Annotated in this window: 12 protein-coding genes, 1 tRNA gene and 1 pseudogene; 9 read left to right on the top strand and 5 right to left on the bottom strand. The window is 57.9% G+C overall.

What is annotated here, in order from left to right:
* Positions 1–73: 73 nt before the first annotated feature.
* From HMPREF3042_RS04180 to HMPREF3042_RS04160, 5 genes are read left to right on the top strand one after another with little or no spacing between them, the layout of a single operon-like run.
* The gene (locus HMPREF3042_RS04180) at positions 74–1,861 is read left to right on the top strand and encodes an ABC transporter ATP-binding protein (protein ID WP_070429427.1); all 1,788 of its coding nucleotides are present in this window, start codon (positions 74–76) and stop codon (positions 1,859–1,861) included.
* Positions 1,858–3,606, top strand: coding sequence for an ABC transporter ATP-binding protein (locus HMPREF3042_RS04175; protein WP_016421586.1), 1,749 nt, complete (start codon positions 1,858–1,860; stop codon positions 3,604–3,606). The genes HMPREF3042_RS04180 and HMPREF3042_RS04175 overlap by 4 nt, the downstream gene beginning before the upstream one ends.
* A gap of 34 nt (positions 3,607–3,640) precedes the next feature.
* Positions 3,641–4,237 (top strand): MptD family putative ECF transporter S component, encoded by a 597-nt coding sequence (locus tag HMPREF3042_RS04170; protein ID WP_016421585.1) that lies wholly within the window; start codon positions 3,641–3,643, stop codon positions 4,235–4,237.
* Complete coding sequence (locus HMPREF3042_RS04165) at positions 4,230–4,916, top strand: energy-coupling factor transporter transmembrane component T family protein (protein WP_070429406.1); 687 nt, start codon at positions 4,230–4,232, stop codon at positions 4,914–4,916. Before HMPREF3042_RS04170 ends, HMPREF3042_RS04165 begins: the two co-directional genes overlap by 8 nt.
* The gene (locus tag HMPREF3042_RS04160; RefSeq protein WP_016421583.1) at positions 4,913–6,304 is read left to right on the top strand and encodes an ABC transporter ATP-binding protein; all 1,392 of its coding nucleotides are present in this window, start codon (positions 4,913–4,915) and stop codon (positions 6,302–6,304) included. The genes HMPREF3042_RS04165 and HMPREF3042_RS04160 overlap by 4 nt, the downstream gene beginning before the upstream one ends.
* A 34-nt stretch (positions 6,305–6,338) precedes the next feature.
* Here HMPREF3042_RS04160 and HMPREF3042_RS04155 read toward each other — a convergent pair.
* Positions 6,339–6,412: transfer RNA gene (locus tag HMPREF3042_RS04155), tRNA-Gly, on the bottom strand.
* Between the two features lie 206 nt (positions 6,413–6,618).
* Here HMPREF3042_RS04155 and dcd point away from each other — a divergent pair.
* Positions 6,619–7,200, top strand: coding sequence for a dCTP deaminase (gene dcd / locus HMPREF3042_RS04150; protein WP_042388964.1), 582 nt, complete (start codon positions 6,619–6,621; stop codon positions 7,198–7,200).
* A gap of 201 nt (positions 7,201–7,401) precedes the next feature.
* Positions 7,402–8,784: a UDP-glucose dehydrogenase family protein gene (locus HMPREF3042_RS04145; protein WP_070856128.1), complete on the top strand. Its 1,383-nt coding sequence runs from the start codon at positions 7,402–7,404 to the stop codon at positions 8,782–8,784.
* Here HMPREF3042_RS04145 and HMPREF3042_RS04140 read toward each other — a convergent pair.
* The 3 genes from HMPREF3042_RS04140 to HMPREF3042_RS04130 all read right to left on the bottom strand — a co-directional run bounded on the left by HMPREF3042_RS04140 (position 8,781) and on the right by HMPREF3042_RS04130 (position 12,896).
* The gene (locus tag HMPREF3042_RS04140) at positions 8,781–10,277 is read right to left on the bottom strand and encodes a YibE/F family protein (protein ID WP_070856127.1); all 1,497 of its coding nucleotides are present in this window, start codon (positions 10,275–10,277) and stop codon (positions 8,781–8,783) included. The two genes, HMPREF3042_RS04145 and HMPREF3042_RS04140, sit on opposite strands and share 4 nt — an antisense overlap.
* Before the next feature lie 564 nt (positions 10,278–10,841).
* Entirely contained in the window at positions 10,842–12,224 is a 1,383-nt protein-coding gene (locus tag HMPREF3042_RS04135) for a pyridoxal phosphate-dependent aminotransferase (protein WP_371440718.1), read from the bottom strand.
* A gap of 135 nt (positions 12,225–12,359) precedes the next feature.
* Complete coding sequence (locus HMPREF3042_RS04130) at positions 12,360–12,896, bottom strand: YceI family protein (protein WP_070856126.1); 537 nt, start codon at positions 12,894–12,896, stop codon at positions 12,360–12,362.
* 138 nt (positions 12,897–13,034) lie between these two features.
* On the opposite strand from HMPREF3042_RS04130, the gene HMPREF3042_RS04125 reads away from it, so the two are divergent.
* Together HMPREF3042_RS04125 and HMPREF3042_RS04120 are read left to right on the top strand one after the other, a co-directional pair.
* The gene (locus tag HMPREF3042_RS04125; protein ID WP_070856125.1) at positions 13,035–14,159 is read left to right on the top strand and encodes a CE1758 family FMN-dependent luciferase-like monooxygenase; all 1,125 of its coding nucleotides are present in this window, start codon (positions 13,035–13,037) and stop codon (positions 14,157–14,159) included.
* Positions 14,156–14,561: pseudogene (locus HMPREF3042_RS04120) on the top strand (CE1759 family FMN reductase); the annotation flags it as partial. The gene HMPREF3042_RS04125 and the pseudogene HMPREF3042_RS04120, both read left to right, overlap by 4 nt.
* Here the strand turns inward: HMPREF3042_RS04120 and HMPREF3042_RS04115 are convergent.
* Positions 14,557–14,754, bottom strand: coding sequence for a hypothetical protein (locus HMPREF3042_RS04115; RefSeq protein ID WP_070856124.1), 198 nt, complete (start codon positions 14,752–14,754; stop codon positions 14,557–14,559). The pseudogene HMPREF3042_RS04120 and the gene HMPREF3042_RS04115 sit on opposite strands and share 5 nt — an antisense overlap.
* Positions 14,755–14,859 lie beyond the last annotated feature (105 nt).

The raw sequence follows: 14,859 nt of genomic DNA, 5'->3' as shown, positions 1-14,859 counted from the left end.
GTTGACGTGCACAGTAGACACACCTCCCAGAAATATAGTAAGGTTAGGCATGCCTAAGAAGGATGGTGCTTACGTGAACGAAAGTGCAACGGATCAGGTTGTTGAAGGCGAGTATGGGTCGGCGAAGGAAAAATCAGTCGCTGGCCAGAACGCGATCCGTCAGCTATCGCAGCCGGTGAAAGGCAAACTGTTTATCGCGCAGGCCTTAACGTTCGCCTCTGGGGTGTTGGCTATCGCACCCTATGTGGCTTTGGTGGAGCTGGGAGCTGCGCTGATGCAAGACCGGGTGGACCCGGCGCGGGTGAACTGGATCGTGATGCTCCTTGTTTCTGCTTACATGGCGCGGTTGACTTTGTATTTTGTTGCGTTGGGCGTGACGCATTTTATTGACCTGTCGTTGCGTAATCAGATGCGTCGGCAAATTGCCGCCCGAATGTCGACTGCTCCGCTGTCGTGGTTTACCCGCGAGGGCGAAGGGAAGATCCGCAAGACCATTCAGGATGATACGGCCACGGTGCACACAGTGATCGCACACGGGCCGATCGAGAAACTGAACGCAATCGTCTCCCCGCTCGCCTTGTTGGCCTATGCGTTCGTGGTGGATTGGCGGCTCGCTCTGCTGTCGATTGCAACGATTCCGGTTTATGTGGGCATGTATGGCATGTCGATGCGAGGGATGAATGAGAAGACCGCGGAAATGGACACCAAGCTCGCTCAGGTTTCGGCAACGATGGCCGAGTTCGTTGCCGGTATCTCAGTGGTGAAAGCGTTCGGCAAGGTCGGCCAAGCACATAAAGCCTATTTAGATGCAGCTAACGAGTTTTCTAAGTTCTACCGGGCGTGGTGTATGCCGCTGGTGTCGATGTCGGTCGCCTCATTTTCGTGGGTGTCGATCCCGGTGCTGTTGATCGTGAACCTTGGCGGTGGCGCGTTGATGATGAACGCCGGTTGGGTGAGCATCTACGAGGTGATAACGACGACGTTGATCGCCTTGGTGCTGCCGGGAGCGTTGATGGCAGTCGCAACCATCGCCTGGTCTTATCAGCTCGCAGGTTCAGCGGCAGTACGGCTGGTGAATGTCATGGAGCTACCGGCGTTGAGTCAGCCCGATGCGCCACAGACACCACACGGTCATGATATCGAGATTCGGGGTGTGTCGTATGCCTATGACGACACCCAGGCATTAGACGAGGTGAGCCTGAGCATTCCGGCAGGCACGGTGACCGCGCTGGTTGGCCCGTCGGGTGCGGGGAAGTCGACGTTGGCGAGTTTAATTGCCCGCTTCGATGACCCGGACGCTGGCACGATCACCATCGGCGGGGTTGATCTAAAGAGCATTTCCCAGGATGTGTTGTATTCGACGGTCGCATTCGTCCTGCAAGATGCACAGCTTATTCGCGACACCATCCACAACAACATTGCCCTGGGCGCGCGAGACGCAACCTTGGAGCAGGTGCGGCAGGCAGCGAGAGCAGCGCAGATCGACGAGTTCATCATGAGCCTGCCCGATGGTTACGACACTGTGTTGGGGGAGGACACCCACGTTTCGGGCGGGCAGGCAGCCCGTATCGCGATCGCCCGGGCGCTCATGGTTGATGCCCCAGTGTTGGTGCTGGACGAGGCGACGGCGATGGCGGACCCGGAATCGGAATCGAAAATCCAACAAGCTCTCTCGACTCTTGCCAAAGGCAGAACCGTGATTGTGATCGCCCACCGACTGGCCTCGATCAGAGGGGCAGACCAAATTGTCGTCATGGAACGCGGGGGCATTGCTGTGGTCGGTAAACACGACGAGCTGTTGGGTAATGCGCACTATCAGGCACTTCTTGCCCAAGGTGCATGCGAGGAGATGAAACGATGAATCAACTATTGCTGCCACGCTTTAAGCGTTTGATGGAACCCACCTCGTGGCGAGACCTCTCGGTCGGTCAAGCGTGGGGTGCGGTCTCAGGACTGTGTCACGGCTTTGCCCTGCTCGCGCTACTCCCTGCAGCAAGCGCCTTGGCGACCGGAATGCCGGTGTGGGGGCTGTCGTTTTGGGGCTGGCTCATCGCCTTGGCGGTGTTCGCGGTGCTGGGCGTGGGCACGGAGTTTTATGGCATGCGCACCGGCTATATCGGCGCGCTTGGATTCATTCACGACGTCCACCAGGCAGTAGGTAACAAAGTAGCCCGCCTACCACTGGGAGTGTTCGATTCGGGTAGCTCTGGCCGACTGTCGCGCATGGTCACCAAGGAAATGATGGACTTGGGCGAGTCGGCGGCACATTTCATTTTCTCCCTCGTCCAAAAACTCTCAGCCGTGCTCGTAGTCACTGTGGGAACCTGGTTCTGGGATTGGCGGCTGGGACTGACCTTGACGATCGCGTTCCCGATCATGCTTGCCTTCCTCCATATCTCCCGTGTGCTTCTCGATAAGGGCAAGAAGGTTTCCGAACCAGCCGAGTCAGAGTTGGCGGCTCGCATGGTCGAATTCGCCACCTGCCAAGGTGCATTGCGTTCCTGTCACGTCGCCGACGACTACCCGGCCCTTGATCAGGCTTTCGACCAGGCTGACCGCAAGGGCCGCAAAGCATTGTGGTTCGAAACACTAGCGAACCTGATTAATGGGATGTTCGTCCAAGCGCTCATTGTGGTGATGATCTGGCTCACCGCCCAACTCACCCTCGGCGGGCAGATGAATGCGCTGAACGCCTTGGTGACAATCGGCATGTGCCTGCGGTTCACCACCATGCTCCAAGACATTGGCGGAAATATATCTGGGCTGGAAGAACGCCGCCAGCAGATGAACCACGTCGACAAGGTCATGGACGCTCCCGAACTGTCCGAACCTGTCACCTCCACACCGGTGAGCGCTCCTGGTGATGTTCGCTTCGATGATGTGACCTTCGGCTACGATCCGGACACCCCGGTTCTCCGTGATTTTTCCTTCCATGTCCCGCAAGGCGGCATGTGTGCCCTGGTTGGTCCATCTGGGTGCGGGAAGACGACGATCGCCCGGTTGGTTGCACGTTTCTGGGATGTGCAGTCCGGCAGCGTGCGCGTTGGCGGGGTTGATGTGCGTGAGCAGACCACCGAAGATTTGATGCGCCAGATATCCCTGGTCTTCCAAGACGTCTACTTATTCAATGACACGCTTGAGGCCAACATTCGCCTTGGCAACCCAGAAGCTACCGATGAAGAAATCAGGTGGGCCGCTGACCTGTCGGGCGTGACGGAAATCGTCAACCGCCTCCCAGATGGCTGGAATTCATTGGCGGGCGCTGGCGGGCGTGCACTGTCAGGTGGGGAACGCCAACGAGTGTCCATCGCTCGCGCCTTGGTGAAGAAGGCCCCGATCGTGCTGTTCGATGAGGCCACCAGCGCATTGGACGCGGAAAATGAAGCCAACATTGTTGCGGCGATGAACGAGCTACGCAAGCACTCCACGCTGATCGTGATCGCCCACAAACTGGAAACCATTCGCCAAGCTGACCAAATTATTGTGCTCTCCCACGGTGGGCGTATCGCCCAGCGCGGGCCTCACGACGAGCTGGTCAACCAGCCGGGTCAATACCGCGATTTCTGGCAAGAGCGCATCAACGCAGGCGGATGGCAACTCGTCTAAACACAGCGCATATCAGCACATAAAAGGAAAAACTATGTCCACACGCACATCCTCGCGCCTCAACACGCGCGACTTCATCAACATCGGCGTCTTCACTGCCTTGATGTTCGTCATCGTGTTTGCATTCGGAATGCTCGGGTTCATCCCCGTCGCCATGTATGCCGGCTTCTTGCTTTCTATCCTCGTTAACGGCATCGTCTTTGCGCTGTTCACAGCACGCACTCCGAAGATGGGGGCATTGACCATCATGCTGATCCTCATCGAAATCCTCTTCTTCGTGACCGGCCACTGGGTGGGTGGCATCGCGATCGCCGCTGTATTCGGCCTGCTCGCCGACCTAGTCATCACCAAGGGGCCGAAGAGCGTGAAGGTTCGCGTTCCGCTGGCATACGCACTGTTTATTCTGCCGATCTACGTGTCACCGTGGATGCCGCTATTTATGAACCAAGAGGCATATATGTCGCAGATCGCCGAACAAATGGGCGCCGAGTATGCCGCGAAGATGGCCCAGGTTGTCACTATCCCGATTCTGTTGGGCTTCTTCGTCGTGATGCTCATCGTTGGCTGGCTTGCTGGTCTGTTGGGAACCAGGGTCGCGCGCAAACACTTTGAACGGGCCGGTCTTGTCTAAACTTCCCGACCCGCGCACGATTATCGTAGCGCTCGTCATCGTCTCCACCACGATCTACAGTTCCTACTCGCCGTGGTTCGTGTGTGCTCTGGGCGGATTCGCTGCCGTGATGCTGGCGAGCGCCTCGATCAACCCCAACACGCTCGTGCGCCCGAGCTGGGTGGCCGTCTACCTGGCCACGTTTGCGGTCCTCGGTGGGCTCGTTTATGTGATACCCCTGGTCTGGAAATCAACAGCCAGCGCATTCCTCGTGCTGTTTCTGCAGTGGATGTGGCGATTCAGCGTCAGCGCAGGCATGGGCGCATACGCGATCGGTGTAATCCGACCTGCCACCTTGCAAAAAGCACTAGCCAGCTCACGAATCCCGACTTGTTTGACGATCCCTATCTCAGTCGCGTTACGGGTGCTGCCCGTGATCGGCCACGAGGTTAAAGCGATCTCAGATGCGATGAAGCTTCGCGGGATGTCCGCGCTTTCCCTGCGCGCGGCCCAGTACTTCACGATCCCGCTGCTATCGACCGTGGTGCGAAGCGGGGACGAACTGGCATCTGCTGCCCTTGTACGCGGACTGGGCGGAACCGCAAAGCCTACCTCAGTCACGGTCGTGAAATTCCGGGTGGTCGACGCGGTCATTCTGCTCATCGTTATCGGCTTCGCGATATGGAGAATCACCCTATGACAACAGCCCAAGCCACCGGCGTCACCTTCACCTATCGGGGAGCAGACCACCCCTCAATCACAGACGCAACCATCACCATCACACCTGGAACCGTCACCTTGCTGTGCGGCGCGTCTGGGTCAGGGAAAACTACCGCGCTACGGCTGTTTAACGGGCTGATCCCGCACTTCCACGACGGCGACCTTACCGGAAGCGTCACAGTCGACGACATTGACGTGGCACGAGTAGATCTATCAGAGCTTGCCCACCACTGTTCGACAGTGTTTCAAAACCCGCGCACCCAGTTCTACACCACTCACGTGCGCCAAGAACTCGCCTTCGGCCCAGAAAATCTCGGCCGCGACCCGCAGGAGATTAGTGCCCGCATTGACGAGGTTGCCGCCGAGTTAGGTATCGCCGACCAGTTGGAATCCCGCGTCACACAACTGTCGGGTGGGCAGATGCAACGCGTGGCCTGCGCCGTCGCCATGTGCAACAACACGTCGCTGATCGTCTTTGACGAGCCGACCGCGAACTTGTCCGCTGACGTTATCGACCAACTCGCCACGCTCATCGCCCGGCTCAAAAAAGACGGGCACACCATCATCATCGCTGAACACCGGCTGAGTTTCCTCGCCGGGATTGTCGACCGCGTCTACTGCTTCGACAAAGGCAATATCGCCCTCACCGCAACCGGCGAAGAGTTCTACGCTACCTCGGATGAGGAGCGCAAACAGCTTGGACTGCGATCCCTTGTGCCCGTGCCCATGCCGCAGCTACCGCAACCGGCAGGAGATGGGCTCACGATCGACAACCTCACCTTCGCCTACCGCCACGGAAACACAGTCCTCAACATCGACCATGTGCTCTTCCCGGAAGGGAAAATCACTGCACTGTTGGGCCCGTGCGGGTCGGGCAAATCAACACTGGCACGGATCGTCTGCGGACTTGAAAAGGCCAAGCATACATCCATCACACTCAATGGACAGAAATTCACCAGCCGTGACTCCTACCTTGTGATGCAAGACCCTACCCGACAGTTGTTCTCGGACACAGTCATTGACGAAGTCACGCTCGGCACGACCAAAGCCGAAAAGCAACGCATCGATGCCCACGCGATCCTTGAAGAACTCGACCTTGCCGACCACGAGGCTGATCATCCCCAAGCACTCTCTGGCGGGCAACGCCAACGCCTGGTTATTGCTACAGCGCTTGCTGCGAACAAGAAAGTTTACATCTTCGACGAGCCCACGTCCGGTGTTGGCTACAAGCACCTTGTCGCGATTTCCCGGGTAATGCGTAAACTCGCTGACACTGGTGCCGTCGTCATTGTCATCACCCACGACGCTGAACTCGTTACCGAGGTCGCCGACCATAGCGTCCGCCTCGACCAAATCAACGCCTGCTAACGCAAACGCCTACTTATCATTTTCGACGTCATAGTGGAGCCGATGACGGGAATCGAACCCGCGCCGCCTGCTTGGGAAGCAGGAGTTCTACCATTGAACTACATCGGCACACAGTAGGCGGAATGATTAAAAGCACGCCACGAGATTGGCACAGTAGATGTGACATGCAGGCAATCAGTCGCCCTCTGTAACTTCAATGTAGCACTCTCGATTCGCGTCGAAAAAATTGGTTGGCAGCCGTTCCACTGAATTTAGTGGGGTTTATCCTGCAACCGACACACGCTGTGCATTACAGAGCGGTTAAGCTGGTCTATGTGTTGCTCTCAGATCGTGATATTCGTGCCGCTATCGATGCCGAAGGCTCCGACCACCTCGGCATTGATCCTTTCGACCCGAAGATGATTCAGCCTTCGTCTATCGACGTGCGTCTGGATAAGTTTTTCCGAGTTTTTAATAACTCGCAGTACACGCATATCGATCCGAAGTTGCCGCAGGAAGAGCTGACATCCCCGCACGAGGTTCCGGAAGGGCAGCCCTTCATTCTTCACCCGGGTGAGTTCGTCCTGGCATCGACTTTGGAATACTTCACTATTCCGCCAAACTTGGCAGGCCGTCTGGAAGGTAAGTCTTCACTGGGGCGTCTGGGCCTGGCAACGCACTCAACCGCCGGCTTTATTGACCCAGGCTTTTCAGGCCACATCACGCTGGAGCTATCCAATGTGGCGAATTTGCCCATCGCATTGTGGCCGAATATGAAGGTCGGTCAGCTGGCACTGTTCAAGATGTCCTCGCCGGCAGAGGTGCCTTACGGTTCTGGCAAGCTCGGTTCGAAGTATCAAGGGCAGCGAGGCCCGACGCCTTCGCGTGCATACCTCAACTTCCGCGATGAGGAATAAGGCACCTGAAACTCGGGATATGAACTCGGAATATAAATGAATTGTGAATAGCCCCGAGTGAATTCTCGGTGAAGAAATGGAAACAATTGTTCAATAAAGAGTTTCCGCAGGTGAAAAGCCTAAATATGGGCCTTTAGTTCACACCATTTAAGGGTTAAATCGGCTTGAGGGCCTTTTATCTTTCGATAAATAATAGCCCTTATGCGTATTACGGTTATTGGTACGGGTTACCTTGGCGCCACTCATGCCGCGGCGATGGCGGAGTTGGGCCACGAGGTTCTCGGCGTAGATGTTGATCCCGCCAAGATTGAGGCATTGTCCGCAGGCCAAGTTCCTTTCTTTGAGCCCGGCTTGCCCGAACTGCTAAAGAAGCACGTTGAGTCGGGGCGACTACGTTTCACCACTAACTACGACGAGGCTGTTGAATTTGCGAACGTCCACTTCGTAGGTGTCGGAACTCCGCAGGTCAAGGGCTCGTACGCAGCCGATGTTCGCTATGTGGACGCAGCTATTGCCGAATTGGCCAAGCGCGTCGTCGGCAAGCATTTGGTGTTTGGTAAGTCCACTGTGCCCGTCGGTACCGCACCGCGCTTGCAGGAGCTGGCTGCGGAGATGATCAGTGAGCGCGCCGCATCCGGCGATGATGAGTTGAAGAACACCAGTCTCGAGATTGCCTGGAACCCGGAGTTCCTGCGCGAGGGCTTCGCGGTAAAGGACACTCTCGAGCCGGACCGTGTGGTGCTGGGCGCCCAGAAGCCGGGCATGATCCTCAATGGTGCAGGTCAGGAAGTCGAGTCGATCGCTGAGGAAAGCCTGCGCGAGTGCTTCGGCCCTATCTTTGAGCGTGAGACGCCGTTTATCGTCGCGGACACCGCCACCGCAGAGCTGGTGAAGGTGTCGGCGAATGCATTCCTCGCCACCAAGATTTCCTTCATCAACGCGGTCTCCGAAATCTGTGAGGTCACAGGTGCGGATATCACCACGCTTGCCGACGCCATCGGTATGGACGCTCGAATTGGCCGCCGCTTCCTCAATGCGGGGCTGGGCTTCGGCGGCGGTTGCCTGCCGAAGGATATCCGCGCATTCATGGCCCGCGCTGGTGAGCTGGGCGTTGACCAGGCGCTGACTTTCCTGCGCGAGGTCGATGCAATCAACATGCGTCGCCGTGAAAAGACCGTTGACCTGGTACGCGGCAGCTTTGGTGGCTCGTTGCTCGGTCACACCGTGACTGTGCTGGGTGCGGCTTTCAAGCCGAACTCTGACGATGTGCGTGACTCCCCGGCGCTGTCGATTGCCGGTTCGCTGTCGTTGGCAGGCGCTTCGGTGAGCGTTTACGACCCACAGGCCATGGAGAACGCCAAGAAGAATTTCCCGACCTTGGAGTACGCACCGAGCATCGAAGCAGCTCTGGAAGGCTCGGAGATGGTTGTCGTCGCCACCGAGTGGCAGCAGTTCCGCGATATCGACCCGGTGGTTGCGAAGAAACTGGTCAAGCGCGCAGCGGTGCTTGACGGCCGCAACTGCCTGCCAACCGATCAGTGGCGTGCCGCAGGCTGGGATGTCACCTGCCTCGGCCGCGGCTAAATACTGGCCGCTCTCGAGCGCTTCGGAAACTTCATACCCTCCGGAGCCACGGTATAGGCGGCGATGAGGGTGGTAATCGGCACCGCAAGTACCAAAGCGACCGCACCGATGGTGGAACGCAGCAGTTCTGTGGCCACGACGTCGGAGGTCAACGACTGCATCAGCGGCCGGTCGGAGACGCTTAACAAAATCGATAGCGGCAGTGCGGTGCCGAGGTACGCCAGTACTAGTGTGTAGACCATCGACGCGATGTGGTCGCGACCGACGCGCATTGCCGAGCGGAAGACCTCCATAGGCCGCGACCGCGGAGCTGCTTCGTAGAGCTCCTGGACGGTAGAGGCCTGGGCGATGGTGACGTCGTTAAGCACACCCAACGCGCCGATGATGAATCCCGCCAGAAGCAGACCTGTGACGGAGACGTCAGGCAGGTAAAGCTGAATAAGTAGGTTGTCCTCGTTGCCGAGACCACGTAGCTGCGACGTGGAGATTGCGAGGTTGGCCAGGCCCGCCGCCAGCACCATCGTGGTGAGTGTTCCCGCCAGTGCGGAAGCTGACTTCCAGTTGATGCCATGAACGAGGAAGAGCACTGGGAAGAGAATCGCCGCGCCCGCCGTGATGGCTAAGGCCACAGGATCGCCGCCGCGTAGCAGTGCCGGAACCAGAAATCCCATCACTGCGGCCAACGTGATGCCAAGACCAATGAGGCTCAAGACCCCGCGAGTCATGCCGACGAGGATGATGAGAAGTACTGCCGCGCCGAGCCACAACCAGATTGTCGTGGTGCGATCCATGTCCAGGAAGGTGTAGGTGTTCCCGATGCTAACGGTGTCGACAACCTGATGAGGTGCGAGATCGACGACGTTAGTGTCGGCCGCGGGAGCCTCGGGGGCAGGTGGTGCGGGTGGAGCAGGAGCAGCAGGAGCTTCTGCGCCGGATTCAGGTGCTGGTTCCTGCTCCGGTGCCGGAGTCGGTGCCGGAGCCTCAGCATCAGGAGCAGGCTCCCCCTCTGCTCCCTCAGGGGCAGGCGCGGGGACAACGCCAGGAGCTGGTGTCATCAACCCCGGATCCGGCACGGCACCATTGTCGACAGCTCCGGTACCGGCAGCGTTTGGACGGTGAATTGCCAGGACGACCTTGTCGCCCTCCGCCAGCTCAATCTCGCCGGGCAGGCCGGATGCCTCCAGAAGAGTCTTCTTGCCCTCGTCTGGGCCCGAGGTCAGTTCAATGACCGAGAGCTGGCACTTCGGCACCGCGGGGTCGTTGAGCGAAGCCGTCAGCCCTGGCCGCGGCTGGTCGTCGAAGACACGTCCGTTGTCAGGCGAATTGCACGCGCCGACGCTGTGCTTTACGACGGTTCCCTTGACCGTCTCTGCAGCTGATGTCTGTGACTGCAGGAATCCCGGCCCCGGACTCGGAGCCTCGCCCGATGGCCAGAGCCCAATCACTGCAAGGAAAGTCGCAATGCCAGCAACTGTAAGAACTGTGGCCAGCAAGCGACGTGCTCTTGTGGGGTTGTGCCGCGGTTTTGTCGGTTTTGGTTTGGCTTGTGCAGGTGCGGTTTGCGGTGCCGGTGCTGTCGGCTGCGCAGTTGCTGTCGGCTGCGCTGGTTCTGCATGTCGTGCTGCGGCAGCCGAGGTTTCAGAGTTGGGTTGATTCGCGGCGTTGACAGCCCGGAACCGGCCGGTAGGGGAGCCGCTGTTCGAGTTCTTCAGTGCGTCGAGATGCGCACCTATGTCGGAACCCGGAGCAACGCGAAAAGGTTGCTGGTTACTAGAGTTCATTGAATCTTTTGAATGCCTGCCCACCCTTAATAACCTAATCGCTGTACCAGCTCCGGAAGGCGCACCGCCATTCCGGCGCGCCGAGCCGTGGTCATCAACACTGTGCCCACTTTTCGAAGCAATACTCACTTATCGATGCGCTCCAGCGTGTCTATAAGTGAATAGCGCATCGATATGTGAGAGGGGTAGAACTCGCAGCAACGCGAAAAGCCTGCTGATTCCCGGAATCCACTGAACCTTTTGAGTGCCTGCCCACCGTTAACAGCCTAATCCCTGCTACTGCTTGTAGCTGACCAGGAAGTTGCCCAGGCGCTCGATGGCTTCCTTCAGGTCGCGCGCCCACGGCAGGGTGACAATTCGGAAGTGATCCGGCGTCGGGTAGTTGAAGCCAGAGCCGCCGACCATCAGGATCTTCTCTTCACGCAGGATGTCGAGCATCAGCTTTTCGTCATCGTGAATTTCGTAGACGTTCGGATCCAGCTTCGGGAATGCGTACATTGCTCCCATCGGCTTCACGCAGCTCACGCCCGGAATTGAGGTCAGTCCCTCGTAGGCGACATTGCGCTGCTCCAGGAGGCGACCGCCTGGCAAAATCAGGTCCTCGATGGACTGGTAACCGCCAAGTGCCACCTGAATGCCGTGTTGAGCAGGGGCATTCGGGCACAGACGGGTGCTGGCCAGCAGGTTGATTCCCTCGATAAAGCCCTCTGCGTGGCGCTTCGGACCAGTCAGTACCATCCAGCCCGCGCGGTAGCCGGCCACGCGGTAGGTTTTGGACAGGCCGTTGAAGGTGATACAGAGCAAATCCGGGGCCAAGGAGGCAGTGGAAATGTGCTCTGCATCGTCGTAGAGGATGCGGTCGTAGATTTCGTCGGAAAGCAGCAGGAGTGAGTGCTCACGAGCGATATCGACGATGGCTTCGAGTGTCTGGCGTGTGTAGACCGCGCCGGTCGGATTGTTCGGGTTGATGATGACAATCGCCTTCGTGCGATCCGTCACCTTCGAGCGAATGTCTTCGACATCCGGAGCCCAGTTATTCTCCTCATCACACGTGTAGTGGACGGCCTTACCGCCGGCGAGGGTGGTTGCTGCCGTCCAGAGCGGGTAATCCGGAGCTGGAATGAGGACCTCATCGCCCTCGTTGAGCAGCGCCTGCGTGGTGATGGAAATCAGCTCGGAGACGCCGTTGCCCAGCCAGACGTCGTTGACGTCGAAACGGGGGAAATCCGGGTCCATCTCATAGCGCGTGACGACGGCACGGCGTGCGGAGTAAATACCCTTGGACTCGGAGTAGCCCTGTGCGTGGGGGAGGGCCCGGACCATGTCCTGCACGATGGTGTCAGGTGCATCAAAGCCGAACTTCGCCGGATTGCCAGTGTTGAGCATCATGATGCGGTGGCCGTCGGCCTCCATCTGCTCGGCGAGAGTAGTCACCGGACCGCGAATGTCGTAGAGGACGTTCTGCAGCTTGGAGGATTGGTCCAGTGTCTTCAGCGGAGTGCGGCGAGGTGCCTTGATGTTTCCACGACGGGCGGCAACGCGGGCGGCGCGGGACTGCTCGGCCTGAGCGGCCTGCGCAGTCTGAGCGTCCTGCGTTGTCTCGTTGGTGGTTTCGGTGCCCTGGGAAGTGTCTTTACTGGAACTCACCTGTCTAAGCATGCCACTTTTTTGCTCCCGCACCATGCTTTTCTCATAGCGGGGGCAGATTAATTGCACATTGATTGCGCAAAAGCGCCCTGCATGAGGATGCAGGACGCTTTTCTGGGGTTCTGGCTGCTGGGTTCCGGCTGCTAGTTACTGCTTGACTGCGGAGCCGTCGATCTGCAGGGAAATCTCATTGCCAAGGAGCAGGCCGCCAGTCTTAATAGGAGCGTTGTAATCGATACCGAAATCGGTCCGGTCAATCTTGGTGGCTGCCTCGAAACCAACGCGAGTCTGACCCCATGGGTCTTCAGCGGAGCCGAAAATATCGACATCCAGGGTGATCGGCTTGGTAATGCCGTTGATGGTCAGGTCGCCGGTAACGGTGGCCTTTTCTTCGCTCTGGAGCTCGATAGCGGTGGAAACGAACTCGAAGGTCGGGTTTTCGTCGGTGCCGAAGAAGTCCTTCGAGCGCAGGTGGTTGTCGCGCTCTTCATTGTTGGTGTTGATGGAGTTCGCCTGAATGGTCGCCTTTGCCGTGGAATTCTCCGGCTTGTCGGCGTCAAAATTAATAACGGACTCAAACTCAGTGAACTGACCGTGGACCTTAGTGATCATAGCGTGACGAACGGTGAATCCAACGGTGGAGTGCTGTGCATCAAGAACGTAGTTACCAGACTGAAGAGCCATGGTGAATCTCCTAAAAGTTAAAAGTATCTCGAATGTTTCGAAGTATTTTTGTCCGCCGGAACCAACTTCCGGTGTTGACGTATCAACTATAAGCCAGGGAGAGATGACGTGTCAACAAAAAGGTCTTAATATGGAGCCATGCAATTCGGAGTTTTTACAATTGGCGACGTCACAAAAGATCCCACGACCGGACAAATCCCTACTGAACATGAGCGAATTAAGGCAACTGTCGCGCTAGCGAAGAAGGCCGAAGAGGTCGGCCTTGATGTATTTGCTACCGGCCAGCACCACAATCCACCGTTTGTGGCCCCGGCGAACCCGCCGATTCTGCTAGCGAACCTCGCAGCGCAGACCGAAAATCTGATTCTGTCGACCTCGACAACGCTGATTACCACCACCGACCCCGTGCGCATCGCCGAGGATTACGCCTACCTCCAGCACCTTTCCGAAGGCCGCATGGATCTCATGATGGGCCGCGGCAACACGGGGCCGGTTTATCCGTGGTTTGGCAAGGATATCCGCAAGGGGATTCCGCTGGCCATTGAGAATTACCACCTATTGCGCACCCTTTGGCGTGAGGAAAATGTGGATTGGCAAGGTCAATTCCGCACTCCGCTGCAGTCCTTTACGTCCACTCCGCGTCCGCTCGACGGGGTAGCGCCTTTCGTGTGGCATGGCTCAATTCGGTCCACCGAGATTGCTGAGCAGGCCGCCTTCTATGGGGACGGCTTCTTCCATAACCACATTTTCTGGAATATCGAGCACACCACAGCCATGGTCAATCTCTACCGCCAGCGCTTTGAGCACTACGGTCATGGTGCTGCTGATCAGGCAATTGTCGGACTTGGTGGGCAGGTCTTCGCTGCTGAGACGGAGAAGAAAGCCAAGGAAATTTTCCGCCCCTACTTCGACAATGCCCCGGTCTATGGACATGGGCCATCGTTGGAAGAATTCGAGAACATCACTCCACTGACCGTCGGCACGCCTGAGCAAATCATCGAACGTTACCTGGGCTATGCAGATGCCGTTGGTGACTACCAGCGCCAGCTTTTCCTCATCGATCACGCCGGCCTGCCGCTGGAGATGGCGTTGGAGCAGGTTGAGATCCTGGGAACCGAAATCGTTCCGGTCCTGCGTGAAGAGTTCGAGCGCCGCCGTCCGGCACACGTGCCCTCCGACCCGCCGACGCACGCCTCGCTCGTCGCCGAAGGCGCAGATTCCCCGCACCTGCTGGTCCGCCCGGCGGAAAGGAATCAGCAGTGAGAAAGCTTGTCGTAGTAAGCGCTGGCGTTTCCGACCCATCGACCACGCGCATCCTCGCGAATCGCATCGCGGAAGCTGTTGACGTGCAGGTCTCCAAGCGCGGCGAAGGTCTCGAGATCGAGTACATTGAGCTGCGCGAACTCGCTGTCAGTCTCGGCACTGTGATGTCCACAGGGCTTTACGACGAAAAATTGCGCACCGCCCTCGATACTGTCAGCTGTGCTGATGGGTTGATTGCCGCGACCCCAGTGTTCGCGGCATCCTACTCGGGGGCTTTTCAAGATGTTTTTCGACGCCCTGGATAAGGATGCGCTGACCTCCATGCCGGTCATTATTGCTGCGACGGCTGGCACAGCGCGGCATTCATTGGTGCTGGAGTATGCGATGCGTCCGCTGTTTAGCGGCACCACGGAAGGTTGTAGTAGTCGCAAGAGAAGGTATCGGAAAGAGCGTATTCCTTGACCTGTAGTTCATCGCTGCTGGTTGCGGTTGTCGGTGCAGCGGTAGCGGCAGCGGCCGGGGTGCCGGTCAGCGCGCCTAGGGAAAGTGCTGCGGATGCAATGGTGGTAGCAAGAACAGAAGTGCGTCGAAACATTAGGTAGTACTCCGAAAGATATCTGCCTCGGCAAAGTGTCAGGGCTTTGTGGACTGCCGGACTTCGCCAGTGATTAATAAAGAAATCATAACTATTTAATCAAGA

The sequence above is a fragment of the Corynebacterium sp. HMSC074C05 genome (genome assembly GCF_001838325.1).
Taxonomy (GTDB): Bacteria; Actinomycetota; Actinomycetes; order Mycobacteriales; family Mycobacteriaceae; genus Corynebacterium; species Corynebacterium amycolatum.
Note: the sequence above shows the minus strand (reverse complement) of the source record. Positions and strands in the feature narration are given on the sequence as shown.